Source organism: Bradyrhizobium sp. UFLA03-84 (assembly GCF_002289535.1).
In the GTDB taxonomy this organism is placed as follows: Bacteria; Pseudomonadota; Alphaproteobacteria; order Rhizobiales; family Xanthobacteraceae; genus Bradyrhizobium; species Bradyrhizobium viridifuturi.
In genome coordinates this window covers 57,343-71,990 of the sequence record NZ_NSJY01000013.1, presented here as the reverse complement: position 1 = coordinate 71,990, position 14,648 = coordinate 57,343, and the positions used below count along the sequence as shown (strand labels likewise).

The 14,648-nt window shown below is 64.6% G+C and carries 13 protein-coding genes; 3 read left to right on the top strand and 10 right to left on the bottom strand.

The window, feature by feature from the left end; genetic code table 11:
* Nucleotides 1-168 precede the first annotated feature (168 nt).
* The 5 genes from CK489_RS14330 to CK489_RS14310 all read right to left on the bottom strand — a co-directional run bounded on the left by CK489_RS14330 (nt 169) and on the right by CK489_RS14310 (nt 5,630).
* Nucleotides 169-1,158, bottom strand: a complete 990-nt coding sequence (locus CK489_RS14330; RefSeq protein WP_095732715.1) for a TorF family putative porin — start codon at nt 1,156-1,158, stop codon at nt 169-171.
* 387 nt (nt 1,159-1,545) lie between these two features.
* Nucleotides 1,546-1,935 carry a histone gene (locus CK489_RS14325; protein ID WP_095732714.1) on the bottom strand — a complete coding sequence of 130 codons (390 nt, stop codon included), beginning with the start codon at nt 1,933-1,935 and terminating at the stop codon, nt 1,546-1,548.
* 239 nt (nt 1,936-2,174) lie between these two features.
* The gene (gene glcF / locus CK489_RS14320; RefSeq protein ID WP_095732713.1) at nt 2,175-3,491 is read right to left on the bottom strand and encodes a glycolate oxidase subunit GlcF; all 1,317 of its coding nucleotides are present in this window, start codon (nt 3,489-3,491) and stop codon (nt 2,175-2,177) included.
* 187 nt (nt 3,492-3,678) lie between these two features.
* Nucleotides 3,679-4,908 (bottom strand): FAD-binding protein, encoded by a 1,230-nt coding sequence (locus CK489_RS14315; RefSeq protein ID WP_095732712.1) that lies wholly within the window; start codon nt 4,906-4,908, stop codon nt 3,679-3,681.
* A 32-nt stretch (nt 4,909-4,940) separates the two neighbouring features.
* Nucleotides 4,941-5,630, bottom strand: a complete 690-nt coding sequence (locus CK489_RS14310) for an ArsR/SmtB family transcription factor (protein ID WP_095732711.1) — start codon at nt 5,628-5,630, stop codon at nt 4,941-4,943.
* A gap of 191 nt (nt 5,631-5,821) precedes the next feature.
* Between CK489_RS14310 and CK489_RS14305 the strand changes: the two genes are divergently transcribed.
* Complete coding sequence (locus CK489_RS14305; protein ID WP_245350374.1) at nt 5,822-6,307, top strand: putative quinol monooxygenase; 486 nt, start codon at nt 5,822-5,824, stop codon at nt 6,305-6,307.
* A gap of 46 nt (nt 6,308-6,353) precedes the next feature.
* Here CK489_RS14305 and CK489_RS14300 read toward each other — a convergent pair whose 3' ends face one another.
* On the bottom strand, nt 6,354-7,499 hold the full coding sequence (locus CK489_RS14300; RefSeq protein WP_245350373.1) for an acyltransferase family protein: 1,146 nt from the start codon (nt 7,497-7,499) through the stop codon (nt 6,354-6,356).
* 225 nt (nt 7,500-7,724) lie between these two features.
* On the opposite strand from CK489_RS14300, the gene CK489_RS14295 reads away from it, so the two are divergent.
* Nucleotides 7,725-8,138 carry a hypothetical protein gene (locus CK489_RS14295; protein ID WP_050628515.1) on the top strand — a complete coding sequence of 138 codons (414 nt, stop codon included), beginning with the start codon at nt 7,725-7,727 and terminating at the stop codon, nt 8,136-8,138.
* On the opposite strand, the gene CK489_RS14290 is transcribed toward CK489_RS14295, so the two are convergent.
* Nucleotides 8,135-9,628: an FAD-linked oxidase C-terminal domain-containing protein gene (locus CK489_RS14290; RefSeq protein WP_095732709.1), complete on the bottom strand. Its 1,494-nt coding sequence runs from the start codon at nt 9,626-9,628 to the stop codon at nt 8,135-8,137. The genes CK489_RS14295 and CK489_RS14290 overlap by 4 nt on opposite strands.
* Nucleotides 9,629-9,862: 234 nt before the next feature.
* On the opposite strand from CK489_RS14290, the gene cycA reads away from it, so the two are divergent.
* Nucleotides 9,863-10,258, top strand: a complete 396-nt coding sequence (gene cycA / locus CK489_RS14285; protein ID WP_050628514.1) for a cytochrome c-550 CycA — start codon at nt 9,863-9,865, stop codon at nt 10,256-10,258.
* An 84-nt stretch (nt 10,259-10,342) separates the two neighbouring features.
* On the opposite strand, the gene CK489_RS14280 is transcribed toward cycA, so the two are convergent.
* The 3 genes from CK489_RS14280 to CK489_RS14270 form a co-directional block, all read right to left on the bottom strand.
* The gene (locus CK489_RS14280) at nt 10,343-11,248 is read right to left on the bottom strand and encodes a hypothetical protein (protein WP_095732708.1); all 906 of its coding nucleotides are present in this window, start codon (nt 11,246-11,248) and stop codon (nt 10,343-10,345) included.
* A 281-nt stretch (nt 11,249-11,529) separates the two neighbouring features.
* Nucleotides 11,530-13,266, bottom strand: coding sequence for a ubiquinone-dependent pyruvate dehydrogenase (gene poxB, locus CK489_RS14275; RefSeq protein ID WP_095732707.1), 1,737 nt, complete (start codon nt 13,264-13,266; stop codon nt 11,530-11,532).
* 108 nt (nt 13,267-13,374) lie between these two features.
* Nucleotides 13,375-14,349, bottom strand: coding sequence for an alpha/beta fold hydrolase (locus CK489_RS14270; protein WP_050628512.1), 975 nt, complete (start codon nt 14,347-14,349; stop codon nt 13,375-13,377).
* Nucleotides 14,350-14,648 lie beyond the last annotated feature (299 nt).

The following is a 14,648-nucleotide window of genomic DNA, read 5'->3' as shown; positions in this document are numbered from 1 at the left end:
TGGAGAGAGCTCCCACCCGGATCGCATGTTCGATGCGATCCGACCTCCCCCGCAAGCGGGAGTGGTGCAGCCAGAGTGCCGCCCCAAGCCAATCGTCGTCAGCACAATTGTCCAAGCAAAAGGGGCGGCAGATTGCTCTGCCGCCCCTTTGATCCTCGGAAGAGGAAATTACTTCAGGCTGGATGCCGCCGTCAGGTCGACCGAAAGCTTGGCGATGCCGGCCGCGCCGCACCAGTTGGAGCCGGTGCCGAGCGGGTTGATCGGGGTGACGTTGGTGGTTCCGCCTGCGGTGAAGTCGCTGGTGAAGGCGCTGCAATTGCCCTTCGACAGATCCGTGTCGGAGTAGCGCAGATCGAGCGTGAACACCTTGTAGGTGAAGCCGATGCCGATGTTCCAGGTGTTGTAATCGGCGTACTTGATGCCGTTCGGGAACGCCGGAACGCCGTAGAAGCTGTCCGAGGTGCCGAGCCACTGCCGACCGAACTCACCCGACACATACATGCCGACGCCGCTGGTGCCGAACACAGTGCTCGGGGCGGTGTACTTGCCGATGATCGAGGAGTAGTTGCCCCAGGCGCCGGTGTTGAGGAAGTTCGGCGAGTAGTACTCGTTCAGGGTGAACGCCCAGTTGTCGTTGATGGTGTAGGTCACCTTGCCGTAGACTTCGAAGAACGAGACGTCCTTCTTCATCACGTTGCCGTTCGGCAGGAAGTTGGCGGCGCACTGCGGGCTGAGCGGGTTGCCGGCGGTGTCGGCGGCGGCGCCGAAGTAGCAGGTTCCACCCGGATACAGGTAGCCCCAGACACCGATGTCGAAGGCGAAGGCGCCGAAGGTCGGGCGGATACCGCCGTAGACGTCGACTTCCGCTGCAGCGCGGTTGGCGAAGGAGATGCTTTCGGTCGAGGTGCCGATGTAGAGCTGCAGGTCCTTGTTGACGTTGTAGCGCGGCTCAAAATAGGCGGTGACCGACGGATTGTGGTTGGACTGGGTGACACCACGGAAGATGTAGTCGTTCATGATGCCTGCGCCGAAGGCGATGTCCCAGGGATCGAACGGAGCCGGCGGCGGCGCCTTGACGGCCTTCACCGCCATGTCAGCTGCCATCGCCGAGCTCGAAATCATTGCTAGCGCCGTTGCTAACAAGGCCAGTTTCTTCATGACGATCCCCATCTACTTTTCCAAACAGCCCAGCTCCGGTGGCCCCCCAGGGCGCGCGATAACGGACTGCAACTAAATCGAGTGGGATCAATTTGAATTGCGTGCACGGTACCGTGAAGCCAAAAAGACATGCAGCTGCCGCCTTTTTAGGCGTTCTAGCCATTACGCCGCATGTTGGTCGACGGGTGTTGCATTTGCACCACAAGATTGACGCTCCCGTAGCGGTGGAGCGGGGCACCCGACGTGGGCGGCGAGCAACAACTGGCCTTGTGCGAAAGTGCCGAGGCGAATCGCCGTGCCCGTAAAACCACGGGCTGTGTGCTGAGACGGAAAAAGCCGCAGCGGCGTCCGCTGCGGCTTCGATCAGGTGAACCGGTACAGGTTCGGTCAGTGGTGCTCGCCGTCGGAGGTGCCCCAGCTCGGCGCCGACTCGTGGCTCGGCGTGGCCCAGCTCGGGGCCGGCTGCGGCGCAGGCTCGGGCGCCGGGGGAGCTGCGACCGGGGCAGCCGGCTTCGGCGCGGCGGCCTTCTTCGGAGCGCTCTTCTTGGCAGCTTTCTTCGCAGCCTTCTTGGGCGCGGCCTTCTTGGGAGCAGCCTTCTTTGCGGCTTTCTTGGCAGTCTTCTTTGCAGCCTTCTTGGCTGACTTCTTCGCTGACTTCTTCGCCGACTTCTTTGCAGATTTCTTCGCGGCCTTCTTGGCCGACTTCTTCTTGGCCGCTACCGCCTTCTTGGCCTTTTTGGCCTTCTTGCTTTTCTTCGCCTTCTTCGACTTCGCCATCGTGGTCCTCCTGTTGCCGCTATGTGAGTCCACCGGGCGTATTGAAGTGATCGCTTGCCGGACAGCAGCTGCCTCGGGAGAGGCATCCTCCACCTCGCTTGTCGGGCATGATGGCCGCGCGATCGCTTCGCGTCTGTGGCAGGGAAGCGCCGGTCGTTCACATTGCTTCAGACACAGCGCGTCAGAGACGTTGCGTCAGGGCAAGGCTGAGGTCCGGATCATGCTCGAGTGGCAGTCGATCAATTCAATCCTGGCCGGGGACCTCCTGTCGCCCAATCGAGAAGCTCAATCGTGTGCACCACAGGAACTGACGTACCGCCGGCAATCTGAACCATGCACCCAATATTGCCCGCGGCAATCATGTCCGGTTTGACAAGCGCAATATTGGCGACCTTGCGATCGCGCAATCTGCTCGCAATGTCGGGCTGGAGAATGTTGTAGGTCCCCGCCGAACCGCAACACAAATGGCTCTCAGGCACATCTTTCACCACGAATCCATTCTTGGAAAGCAATTCTTTCGGAAGTTGAGTGATTTTCTGTCCATGCTGCAACGAACACGCCGAGTGATAGGCGACGGTGACGTCGCCTTTCTGCGTTGAAGGCGCGAGCTCGAGGCCAGCGAGATACTCGGTGATATCCTTCGCCAGCGCCGAGATTCGCTGCGCCGGCTCCGCGAATGTTTTGTCCTCGCGCAGCAGGTAGCCGTAGTCTTTGACAACTGTCCCACAGCCCGAGGTCGTCACCAGAATGGCGTCCAGCCCGTTCTGGTCCGCTTCCCTTTGCCACACCGTGATGTTGGCCCGCGCGCGCGACAGCGCGTCGGCGTCCTGTCCCATGTGATGGGTCAACGCGCCGCAGCATTGCTCGTCCCTGACCAGCACCACCTCGACGCCGTGCCGGGTCAGCACGTTGATGGCGGCCTGATTGATGCGCGGCGCCAGCACCTGCTGGGCGCAGCCCTGCAGCAGCGCGACCCTGCCGCGCCGCCGGCCGATCGGTGCAAACACGGTTCCCGCTGCCGGTCCCGGCTGCGGCAGGCCGCGCGGCGCGAGCGCCAGCATCGCCTTGATCCGCCGCAGCAGGCCGGGGCTCGCCGCGCCGACCGACGGCGTCGGAAGCAGAGCTGCGAACGGCCGGGCGAGCCCGGCCAGGATCATGCTGGTCCGGAACAGGCCGGGACGCGGCAGCACGAAAGCGAGCACCGACCGCAACAGCCGCTCGGTCAGCGGCCGCTGATAGTCGCGCTCGATCCTGACCCGGGCCTGGTCGACGAGGTGCATGTAGTTCACGCCCGACGGACAGGTGGTCATGCAGGCGAGGCACGACAGGCAGCGGTCGATATGCTTGACCACCTCAGCCGTCGGCGGCTTGTCTTTCTCCAGCATCTCCTTGATCAGGTAGATGCGGCCGCGCGGGCTATCGAGCTCGTCGCCGAGCAGCACATAGGTCGGGCAGGTCGCGGTGCAGAAGCCGCAATGCACGCAGGCGCGCAGGATCTTGTCGGCTTCCTGGATGTCGGGATCGGCAAGCTGCGCCAGGGTAAACTCGGTCTTCATGCAGCCCCGCCTCTAAAGCGCGATGAGATGAGGTAGAATCGTCATCGCGCTTCAGCTCCTTGTTTGGGCATGATCTCCGCGCAAACGCGTTCCGCGTTTGTCGCGAGGGAAAACCGCTTCGCACTTTTCCGGATCATGTCTTGTTTCCACATGATCTTTCCGGAAAACCGCTTCGCACTTTTCCGGATCATGTCTTGGTCATCCGGCCGCGGTTGAGGACCGACCGCGGATCGAAGCTCGCCCGCACCCGCTCGCCGAGCGCGGCAAGCCCGGCCGGTTGCGGCTGGAACACGTCGACCGCACGGCGCACGTCCTCGGTGGCCCGGATCAGGGTGGCGTGCCCGCCGATCGCCTCGACCTGACCGCGGACCAGGGATGCCTGCGCGTCTGCGCTCGGCGGCACCGCGGCCCAGATCAGCCCGCCGCCCCAGTCATAGATGACGTCGCCGCCGGTTGAGCGCGCCAGCGCCTGCCCCAGCGCACCGCCCGAAGCCGGCGGGCATACGATGCGCCACACCGGCCAGGCCCCGAGCGCACCGTTCGCGGCGAACGGCGCCACGTCGCGCAGCGCGCTCCAGATCGCAACCGAGGCGTCGTCAGCAAGGCTGTCGACCGCTCCATAGGACGAAAGTGTCCGGCTCAGCGACGCGGCCCGGTGTGCCGCCGATGCCGATATCCCCTCGAGCCGGACCAGGGTGACCGGCTGGCCGGAGGCCGCGAGTCCGGCGAGCGCCCCGGTGGCGGACCGCAGCACTGAGCCGGGCAGGTGCGCCGCGCCCGAGACGTCGAAGGGCGAGCCCAGCGCCGCCGTCATCGCCTTGTTGGCGGTGACGTCGTCGAGGGAGCGCAGCACCAGCGTGCGTTCCGCTTCCGGCTTCGGCATGACCTTGAGCGTCACCTCGGTCATGACCGCGAGCGTGCCCCAGGACCCGGTCAGCAGCTTGCAGAGGTCGTAGCCGGTGACGTTCTTCACCACCCGCCCGCCGGTCTTGAAGCTGTCGCCGAACCCGGACACGGCGTGGGCGCCGAGCAGATGATCCCTGACGCCACCGGCCTTGATGCGGCGCGGACCGGCAAGGCCGGCGCCGATCATGCCGCCGATCGTGCCGGCGCCCGCGCTGCCAAGCAGCACGGAGGTATCCATCGGCTCGAAGGCGAATTGCTGGTTCTTGGCGTCGATCAGGGATTGCACGTCTGCGAGCGGCGCACCGGCCTCGACGGTGATGATCAGCTCGTTCGGCTCGTAGGACGTGACCGCGTTCAGGACCGAGACGTCGAGCACCGCATTGGTCGCCATCGGATGGCCGATGGCGCGCTTCGATCCATGGCCGATGACCTCAAGCGGCTGCTCGCTGGCGATAGCCGCGCGCACCACATCTTCGACGTCCTTGCTGTCTCTGACTTTGAGCGTTTCCACCCGCTAGGCGGTAACGAAATTTGGCCCCGAAATCAAATGCGCGCGCCAAACAGGTCCCTGAATGCGACGAGCCCGGCCTCCGTGATCTCGACCGAACGGCCCTGCGGCCGGCGCCGGATCCAGTCGCGCTGCAACGCGAGGTCGGCAACCGCGGCCCCTGCCCGCCCGGCCAGATGCGGACGCCGCTCGCTCCAGTCGAGACAGGGCCGGCACAGCAGCCGCCGGCTTCGTGCCGGCGATCGCAGGTCGATGCCGAGATCACGGAGAAATGCGCGGCCCGACGTGGTCAGCTCGCCGGCTTCCTGGTCGAGGCGGAGGTGGCCGTGTTCCCGCATCGCGTCGGTGACGGCGACGCCGAGCTCGCCGGCAAGGTGGTCGTAGCAGGTCCGGGCGCGGCGCATTTCCGCGTCGATCCACGGCGGCGGCCGTGACGGATGCGGATCGATCGCCGCAACCGTCATCATCCCCTCGAGCATCTGCGCAACCAGCGGGGTGGCCAGCCGGTAGAGGCGCCGCGGACCGCGCCGCTCGACCTTGAGCAGCGCACGCTCGACCAGCCGCGCCAGATGCCAGCTCGCGGTCTGCGGCGTCACGCCCGCGACCCGCGCCAGCTCGCTCGCAGTCTGCGCGCGTCCGTCCATCAGGCGCGACAGGATGCCGGCGCGGCCGGGATCGGCGATCAGGGCGGCGAGGTCCGCAAGCTCGGGGGCGATGGTCTGCATGGCCGGCTCCGGCGTCGGTCGAAGTCATCCATTTGTCGCACGCCGCGCCGCCGCAACGCTTCGATCATGGTCGAAATGTTCACGACATCGACACTTCGATCGCCGCCTAACCGAGCCCACAGAGCGATCCACTATCTCTCGCCTTGCGGTTGGCCGGCACGACGGTTGGCGCAAATCATCTGGAGGCGATCATGCAACGTTCGGAACTTCCCACCACGACGATGATGCTCACCCGACGATCGGCCATCGGTTCGTTCGCCGCGATCATGACGATCGCCGGTGTCTCGCCCTGGGCCGGATCGCAAGCGCGATCGGAGCAAAGCAACGGAGGACTACCAATGAAGCACTATGCGATGAGCACGAGAACCATCAGCGATGCGATCAACACATCTGGCCTTCTGGTCGTGGCGCAGTGGGAAGCCAAGGAGGGCCAGGCCGACAAGGTCGCGGCAATCCTCGACAGCTTCCTGCCCGAGGCGCAGAAGGACCCCGGCACCAAGCTGTTCCTGATCGGCCGCGGCAAGGACAATCCGGCGCAGTTCCTGTTCTACGAACTGTTCCAGGACGAAGCGGCGTTCAAGGCGCATGCGGAGAGCGCCTATTTCAAGACCTATATCGCGGAGCAGGCGCTGCCGCTGCTGGCCAAGCGCGAGCGGACGCAATACGCGCTGCTGTGAGCTGTGGCGCCGCGGGGAGGATGCAAATCCTTCCCGCGAGCACGGATCAGATCGATGCGCTGCTGTTGCCGAGGGATGCGTGCAGTTCGACCCGTTCCGGCGGCCTGCGCCAGAAGCCGACGATCGCGATCCGCGACAGCACCGCGGCCTCGAACGTCTCGACATGGCCCCGGAGCCGAAGCGCATGTTTCTCGACGAGATGCCAGGACGCGATGGCGACACCGAAGGCGAGCGGCAGGCTGATCAGGATGTTCAGGTACCAGTGCTGGACGGGCGGCCCGAACGAGGCAACGCATTGCTGGATGACGAAGCCGTAGAGATAGAGCCCGTAGGAGTAATCGCCTGACGACACGATCCAGCTCCGCCGTGGATTCATCAGCCCGAGATAGCACGCGACATAGGCGGCCGGCACCGGTGCCAGCGCGTCGCCACGCCCGTTCGCCATGCCGGCGGCGCAGGCCACCAGCGCCAGCAGGCAGATGGTGCGGTTGAACGGCACCTTGTCGCGCCAGAGGTAGAAGCCGACGCCGGCAAGGAAGCAGAACACCAGAAGATGCGGGCGAAGCTGGATCGGCACTTCCTCCCAGCGATAGACGTCGTAGCTCACCAGCGCGACCTGAACGATCACCAGGAACACAAGGTAAGCGACCCGATTGAAGCAGATCGTGGTCACCGCGAGCAGCGCCAGCACGACGTAGCACCACAATTCGTACGGCACCGTCCAAAGCTGGGCATTCACCACGTCCGGCAGCGGATTGTGCAGGAAGACGCCCGGCAGCTCGTAATGGATGTCGCCGACGATATTGAGGAAATAGGCATGGAATTTCGGGTCGGCGACATACTGCGCCAACGGCAGTTCGGTGAAGACCGAACCGATGATGATGGCCGACAGCGTGGTCTCGACCGCGAGCGCGGGCCCGATCCGAAGCACGCGCAGCCCGAGGAAGGAAATCAGGCTCTTGCAGCGCTGCAGGCTCGCCGTCACCAGGAAGCCGCTCAGGGAGAAGAACAGCGCCAGGATCATCGCGATGCCGATGCGAAGCGTGCTCTGGATCTCCAGCGCCCGGCCGAGCCCGAGCGTCACGTTCGCACCGTGCAGGCAAATGATCGTCGTCGCCAGCGCGATCCGCATGTAGTCGAAACCTGCGGGCCGATTGCGCGAAAGCGCCAGCTGATCGGCCAGGCTGGGCATCGATGTGTTCCCGAAGACATGCATCTTGGGAAAATACCGGGGAACAGCTGAAGGCCGTGTAAATGGTGCAGGCCGCAAACTGCACGACGCGCAGCGGTGGCCCTGACGGCCGTCGCGGCAAGCATCGGTTAAGGTTATCGGTTGGTGAGCACAATCCGTCGAAATGTATCGTTCGGCGACCGGTGATTTTGGTCGCGGCGCGACCGCCGCAGGGAGAACCGCCCAGTGAACATCAAACTGATGGCCGTCGCGCTGCTCTCGATGATGGTAGCAGGACAGGCGCGTGCTGCAATTCTCACGGACGCCGAGGCAACGTTCGTCGAACAGCTCGCCACTGCGGCTGCCGTGCTCGAACAACGCTGCACCGGCTATGAGGCCGATGGCGCCGGCGGCGTTCAACTCGGCGCAAGGGCGCTCGGCAGCCCTGATGCCGCGATGGCAATGATCAACGCCTTTGACGCGGCCATCAAGGCCCACGACGGCAATGACTACGATCCGGATAAATTCCGCCCCGAAGTGTCCGAAGCGGCCGGAAAGACCTTCAAGCGCGTCCGAGCGGAATTGATCGAAGACCCGAAAAGAGCCTGCACGACATATGGCGACAGCGGCGCGGCGGTCGGCCTGCTGAGACGGTACTAGAACCGCGGGATATCCGGGAACGCCAGCTTGCCGGCGTGGACGTGGACGCGGCCGAGCTCGGCGCAGCGATGCAGCGTCGGGAACACCTTGCCGGGGTTGAGCAGGCCCTCGGCATCGAAGGCGCATTTCAGCCGCTGCTGCTGGTTGAGGTCGATCTCGGTGAACATCTCCGGCATCAAATCGCGCTTCTCGATGCCGACGCCGTGCTCGCCGGTCAGCACGCCGCCGAGCTCGACGCAGCAGCGCAGGATGTCGGCGCCGAACGCCTCGGCCTTCTCGATCTCGCCCGGCTTGTTGGCATCATAGAGGATCAGGGGGTGCAGATTGCCGTCGCCGGCGTGGAACACATTGGCGACGCCTAGGCCGTATTTCTCCGAGAGGTCGCGGATCCGCGCCAGCGCCTTCGGCAACGCGCCGCGCGGGATGGTGCCGTCCATGCAGAGATAGTCCGGCGAGATGCGCCCGACCGCGGGGAATGCGGCCTTGCGGCCGGCCCAGAACAGGTTGCGCTCGGCTTCCGAATTGGAAATCTGCAGCGTCACGGAGCCGCAGCCCTTGGCAATGATCTCGACCCGCGTGATCAGCTCGTCGACCTCGATCTGGGGGCCGTCGAGCTCGATGATCAGCAGCGCCTCGACGTCGAGCGGGTAGCCGGCATGAACGAAGGCCTCCGCAGCGTGGATCGCGGGCTTGTCCATCATCTCCATGCCGCCCGGGATGATGCCGGCGCCGATGATCCGCGCCACGCATTCGCCGGCCGCCTCGACCTCGGCGAAGCCGACCATCAGCGCACGCGCCGTCTCCGGCTTCTGCAGGATGCGCACCGTGATCTCGGTGATGACGCCGAGCAGGCCCTCCGAGCCGGTGATGATGCCCATCAGATCATAGCCGGCATTCTCGGCGGACTTGCCGCCGATGCGCAGGATCTCGCCGTTCATCAGCACGATCTCGCAGCCCAGCACGTTGTTGGTGGTCATGCCGTATTTCAGGCAATGCACGCCGCCGGAATTCTCCGCGACGTTGCCGCCGATCGAGCAGGCGATCTGCGACGACGGATCGGGTGCATAGTAGAAGCCGGCATGGGCGACCGCCTGGCTGATCGCGAGGTTGGTGACGCCGGGCTCGGTGACAACGACACGGTTGTCGAAGTCAATCTCGCGGATCCGCTTGAACTTGCCGAGGCCCAGCAGCACGCCGTCGGCGAGCGGCAGTGCGCCGCCGGACAGCGAGGTGCCGGAGCCGCGCGGCACCACCTTGATGCCCTGCCCCTGGCAGTATTTGAGGACCTTCGCGACCTGCTCGGTGGTATCGGGCAGCACCACGACCATCGGCGGCTGCCGATAGGCGGTCAGGCCGTCGGATTCATAGGCCAGCATCTCGGCGGCGCTATCGATCACACCCTCGCCCGGAACGATGGTGCGCAGGGCGGCCACGATCTCGGCGCGGCGTGAAAGCACGGCCTGGTCGGCCGCCGGCATCATGATGGACATCAGTGTTCCCTCGGCGGGCTTTTGCCCTTTGCCGATTTGTTACGACAAATCAATCACGTCTGCACCTGTTTCAGTCGCCCGGCCGAAGGTCGGATTGCCCCGCGCCGCAAGGGCGAGTTCTCTCTCGGACAAGCGGGCGGTCATGAAACCTGTCAAAGTTTCGTGGCTTGTCCTGTCCAAGCTGGACATGCCACAAAAGATCACTACCTCCCGGGACGAAACGAAGAGAACCCCATGAACCTAAAGACCTTGAGCGCGCTGGCGGTCGTCACATCGCTGGCCACAGCATCCTCCGCGCTGGCGCAGGATGCCGCCGCCGGCAAGACCTCGTTCAACAAATGCCTCGCCTGTCACGCGATCGGCGAGGGCGCCAAGAACAAGGTCGGCCCCGAGCTCAACGGCCTCGACGGCCGCCACTCCGGCACCGCGCCGGACTACAACTATTCCGATGCCAACAAGAATTCCGGCATCACCTGGAACAAGGATCAGTTCCTCGAATACATCAAGGATCCGAAAGCCAAGATCCCCGGCACCAAGATGGCGTTCGCCGGCATCAAGAACGAGACCGAGGCCCAGAACGTTTGGGCCTACATTTCGTCCTTCGACAAGGACGGCAAGCAGAAGCAGTAATCGGCGGTATCACCGAACATCGCGCCGCCCAACTTTGCGGCGCGATGTACGGGCGGCCACTCAAGGCGAGAAGTCCGCTGATCTTCACCTCACCGGTCTGAATGCAGGCAGCGAGCGGAGGATCAACTGATCCGTGAGGTCGCGGGCCCGCAAGGCGCCTCCGCCCGGCACAGCGACGAAGCTGGGCTGCCCTCGCAGAGCCGCTCCCACGGCCGGCTTCTTCACGATGACGCCCGGCGCGAATGATATCACAAGCTCATTTGTATCTATGCGTTCGGCACCAAAGAAGCCGCCCGGCCCCGTGAAATGCGTCAGAGTCCACATGGGACCCACACCACTGACGTTTTTCGTGAGAACGAACTGGATCGTCTGTCCGAATGCCTTGTCCTTATCGAACCTCGCTGGATCTCCCTCCTTGATCGAGCCAAGCCCAAGATTGACAGCTTCTTCGATACCTAAATTGCCCGACAGATCGAAAGTGTCAGGCTGTTGTTTGCACGACGGCCGCGGTTTCATTGACGCTATTTCGAGGTCCAGAGTTTCGACGTAGATCCGCTGCCGGGCGCCCTTCAAGGTACCCGCCGCGCCAAAGGAAAACGATGCGGAGGGATCGACATACGCAACTGTCGGCGTGAGGCCAACGCTGTCGTCAACCTGTAATGTCAAATTGACCGACACTGCCCAGTTCTCGGTCCTTAGCCTTGGATGGTCTCTCACCGCGGCCAGGACCTCGCACTGGACCTCCTCGACGATCTTCGACACCGCGACCGGTCCGGCGACGTCCAGCTTGGGAATTCCCGTGCACGCAGCCAACGTACCTAGGATACCTATCGACGCGACTATCCTGTAGAACATTGCAATACCCCCCAATAAGAATCCACGCGCCCAAAGCTTCACGCGGTACGAGCAAATTGGCACCACGTGATCGTTGCGGATCGCCCACGCCGTCCCCACGGCGCGACCGAGCCCGAACATCTTTCCGATCGGCATCGCGATCTGCGCTCACATCACGACAGTTCGGACGCTGCCGGCATGTCCCGCTGTCCCAAATGACCCGACGACAGCGCCGCAAAGTGGACTAGTATGACTTTGCAATCTAGAGTTTTAGTATCAAAGCCCAGCAAGTCTCGGATTTCAAGGCTGAGCGGCAAGAATCTACGATCGGTTGACCACGCGCGACACGGCCCGGCGACCAATCATCGAGCCGTGCCGATCGGCGGCTGGCCCGATCGAGATCCAATCCGGAAAAATTCGAGGGCCCGCCGCGGCGATCAGCGCGGCAGGAGATTGGTCTTGGCGAGATCGACCACCTCGTCGCCGCGGCCGCTCATCACGGCGCGCAGCACCCATAGGCTGAAGCCCTTCACCTGCTCCAGCGTAATGGTCGGCGGCATCGACAATTCCTGCGTCGCGGTCACGACGTCGAGCACGGCCGGGCCGTCATGCGTGAAGACGTTGCGGATCGCGCCCTCGAGCTCGCCGGGATCCTCCACCCTGACGCCGTGAATACCCATCGCGCGGGCCATCGCCGCGAAATCCGGATTCTTCAGGTCGACCCCGGTCTCGATGAAGCCGGCGGCCTTCATCTCGAGCGCGACGAAGCCGAGCACGCTGTTATTGAAGATCACGACCTTCACCGGCAGCTTGGCCTGGGTCAGCGTGATCAGATCGCCCATCAGCATGGCGAAGCCGCCGTCGCCGGACATCGACACCACCTGCCGGGTGGGTTGCGTCGCCTGCGCGCCGATCGCATGCGCCATCGCATTGGCCATCGAGCCGTGCACCCAGGAGCCGACCAGCCGGCGGCGGCCGTTCATCTTCAAATAGCGCGCGGCCCAGATCGTCGGCGTGCCGACATCGGCGGTGAACACCGCATCTTCGCTGGCCTGCTCGCTGAGCAGCCGCGCTAGGTATTGCGGATGGATCGGCTTTTGCCCCGGCTTGCCGCGGGCGAGATCGTCGAGCCCGGCACGGGCGTCCTTGTAATGCGCGAGGCTGGCGTCGAGAAACTTGCGGTCGGTCTTCGGGGTGAGCTTCGGCAACAGCGCGGCGATGGTCTCGCCGACATCGCCGACGATGCCGAGATCGAGCTTGCAGCGACGGCCGAGATTTTCGGGACGGAGGTCGACCTGGGCGATGCTGATGCCGGTCGGGAAGAACTGCTTGTAGGGGAAGTCGGTGCCGAGCATCAGCAGCACGTCGCAGCCATGCATCGCGGCATAGCCGGAGGAGAACCCGATGAAGCCGGTCATGCCGACGTCGTAGGGGTTGTCGTATTCGACATATTCCTTGCCGCCGAGCGCATGCACGATCGGACTCTTCAGCGTCTCGGCGAGCTTGAGCAAGCCGTCATGCGCCCCAGCGCAGCCGCGGCCGCAGAACAGCGTGACGCGCTTCGCGCCGTTGAGCAGCGCGGCCAGCGCGTTCAGCTCGGCATCCGCCGGACGCACCACCGGCACCGGCGGCAGCAGGCCGGCATTCGGCGCGATGTCGCGCTTCGGCGCCGGCCGCATCGCGACGTCGCCCGGCAGCACCAGCACCGCGACGCCGCGCTTGCCGACCGCGGCGCGGATCGCGTTCTCCAGCATGTAGGGCAGCTGCGCCGGATCCGACACCAGCTCGCAATAATGGCTGCATTCGCGGAACAGGTCCTGCGGATGGGTCTCCTGGAAATAGCCGCCGCCGATCTCGGCCGACGGTATCTGCGCCGCCAGTGCCAGCACCGGCGTACGGCTGCGATGCGCGTCGAACAGGCCGTTGATGAGATGCAGATTGCCCGGCCCGCAGGAACCTGCGCACACCGCAAGATCGCCCGTGATCTGGGATTCGGCGGCGGCGGCGAACGCTGCCACCTCTTCGTTGCGCACATGCAGCCAGTCGATCGTGCCGCGCTTGCGCAGAGCCTCGGTCAAGCCGTTGAGACTGTCGCCGACGACACCGTAGATGCGCTTCACGCCGGCCTGGGCAAGGGTTTCGGCGATGAGGTCGGCGATGTTGTCGATCCGCATGAGAGACGTCCTTTGATGAAACCGGAAAACCGCGCGTGACATGATGTTCGGCGCCACACGGCGGCGCAAGTCTTGCCGGATCACATTCGCGCGGCGACCAGGCGGCGGCTATTGCGCCGTCACAATGTCCCGCGTCATCCGGTCGGCCATCGTCTCGATCCCGGAGGCCACCAGATCGGACGCGGCGTACTGCACCATGTGGCCGACGCCGGGCAGCACGATGAGCTTTGCGTGCGGCACTGTGGCTGCGAGCAGCCGCGAATGGATGCCGGTCGTGACCGTCTTGTCGACGTCGCCCGACAGGATCGACAGCGGCGCCTTGATTTCCGCATAGCGCGGCGCCTGTTCAACGACAGCGGCTTTCAACGTGACGAGGTCGCGCGCATTGGCGGTGAATTCGCGCGGGCGCAGCAACAGCAATGTCGCGCTGTCGCGGACGAAATCGTCCGGCATCGGCTGCGGCGCGAACACACCGCTCGCGCCTGAATTGGCGACGAGATAGCCGAGCGGCAGCGTGACCGTGTGTGCAAGCAACGGCCCGATCAGCGGCGTCGAGATCACATCATTATAGCGGCCGGCGCCACCTCGCCAGGGATAGGCGACCGGGGCGAGCAGCACGAGGCCTGCAACGCGCTCCGGATGATCGAGCGCCATGCGCAGCGCAAGCGCGCCGGCCCAGGAATGCGCCACCACGATCGCGCTGCTGACGCCGATCTTGTTCAGCGCCTCCACGATCATCCGGCCCTGGATTTCGGGCATCGAATCCGCGACGCGCTCGCGCGTGCTCCAGCCGTGCCCCGGCCGGTCGACCAGGATCACCCGGCGCGTCCCGGCAATGCGCTCGCCGAGCGGCTGCATCGCGCGGAGATTTGAGCTTGCGCCATGCAGCATCACGATGGGCGGCCCCGCGGCATCGCGCGGTCCGAGCTCGACCACATGCAACCGCGCGCCGGCCACATCGACCATGCGGCCCTGCGGCGGAAAGGCGCGCTGGATCAACGCCACGCCGATTTGCGTCGCCAAGGTCAGCAACAAGGTCAGCGCCAGCCCGGCGGCCGCCAGTGCGATGATCGCGGTCAACATCGAGGGGATCCGGAGGCTGTTGGGGAGTTGAAGGGTCTGGAAATTACGGGGTAGCCGAAATCAGGTTTCGCACGGCACCGGACTTGGCGCCCGCCCGGGCCCGCTCTGGTTCGCAAGGCCAATGCCGATTTTCCGGGTCCGCGCCGGGCACTGAGTTGTCCACAATGCGCCCAGCCTGTGGATAGCGGGTTCATACCCTCGTCATTAGTAATTTCATAGATTGAAGGTGGCAATTTCGCCATCAGACGCGAGGCTACATCCAGTCCGGGACGCTACCGGAACGCTTCTTGGCCTATCCA

Excerpts from the sequence above, each read along its gene's own strand:
- CK489_RS14330 (WP_095732715.1), bottom strand. The coding sequence starts at position 1,158 with ATGAAGAAACTGGCCTTGTTAGCAACGGCGCTAGCAATGATTTCGAGC.
- CK489_RS14325 (WP_095732714.1), bottom strand. The coding sequence starts at position 1,935 with ATGGCGAAGTCGAAGAAGGCGAAGAAAAGCAAGAAGGCCAAAAAGGCC.
- glcF (WP_095732713.1), bottom strand. The coding sequence starts at position 3,491 with ATGAAGACCGAGTTTACCCTGGCGCAGCTTGCCGATCCCGACATCCAG.
- CK489_RS14310 (WP_095732711.1), bottom strand. The coding sequence starts at position 5,630 with ATGCAGACCATCGCCCCCGAGCTTGCGGACCTCGCCGCCCTGATCGCC.
- CK489_RS14305 (WP_245350374.1), top strand. The coding sequence starts at position 5,822 with ATGCAACGTTCGGAACTTCCCACCACGACGATGATGCTCACCCGACGA.
- CK489_RS14300 (WP_245350373.1), bottom strand. The coding sequence starts at position 7,499 with ATGCCCAGCCTGGCCGATCAGCTGGCGCTTTCGCGCAATCGGCCCGCA.
- CK489_RS14290 (WP_095732709.1), bottom strand. The coding sequence starts at position 9,628 with ATGTCCATCATGATGCCGGCGGCCGACCAGGCCGTGCTTTCACGCCGC.
- cycA (WP_050628514.1), top strand. The coding sequence starts at position 9,863 with ATGAACCTAAAGACCTTGAGCGCGCTGGCGGTCGTCACATCGCTGGCC.
- CK489_RS14280 (WP_095732708.1), bottom strand. The coding sequence starts at position 11,248 with ATGCCGATCGGAAAGATGTTCGGGCTCGGTCGCGCCGTGGGGACGGCG.
- poxB (WP_095732707.1), bottom strand. The coding sequence starts at position 13,266 with ATGCGGATCGACAACATCGCCGACCTCATCGCCGAAACCCTTGCCCAG.
- CK489_RS14270 (WP_050628512.1), bottom strand. The coding sequence starts at position 14,349 with ATGTTGACCGCGATCATCGCACTGGCGGCCGCCGGGCTGGCGCTGACC.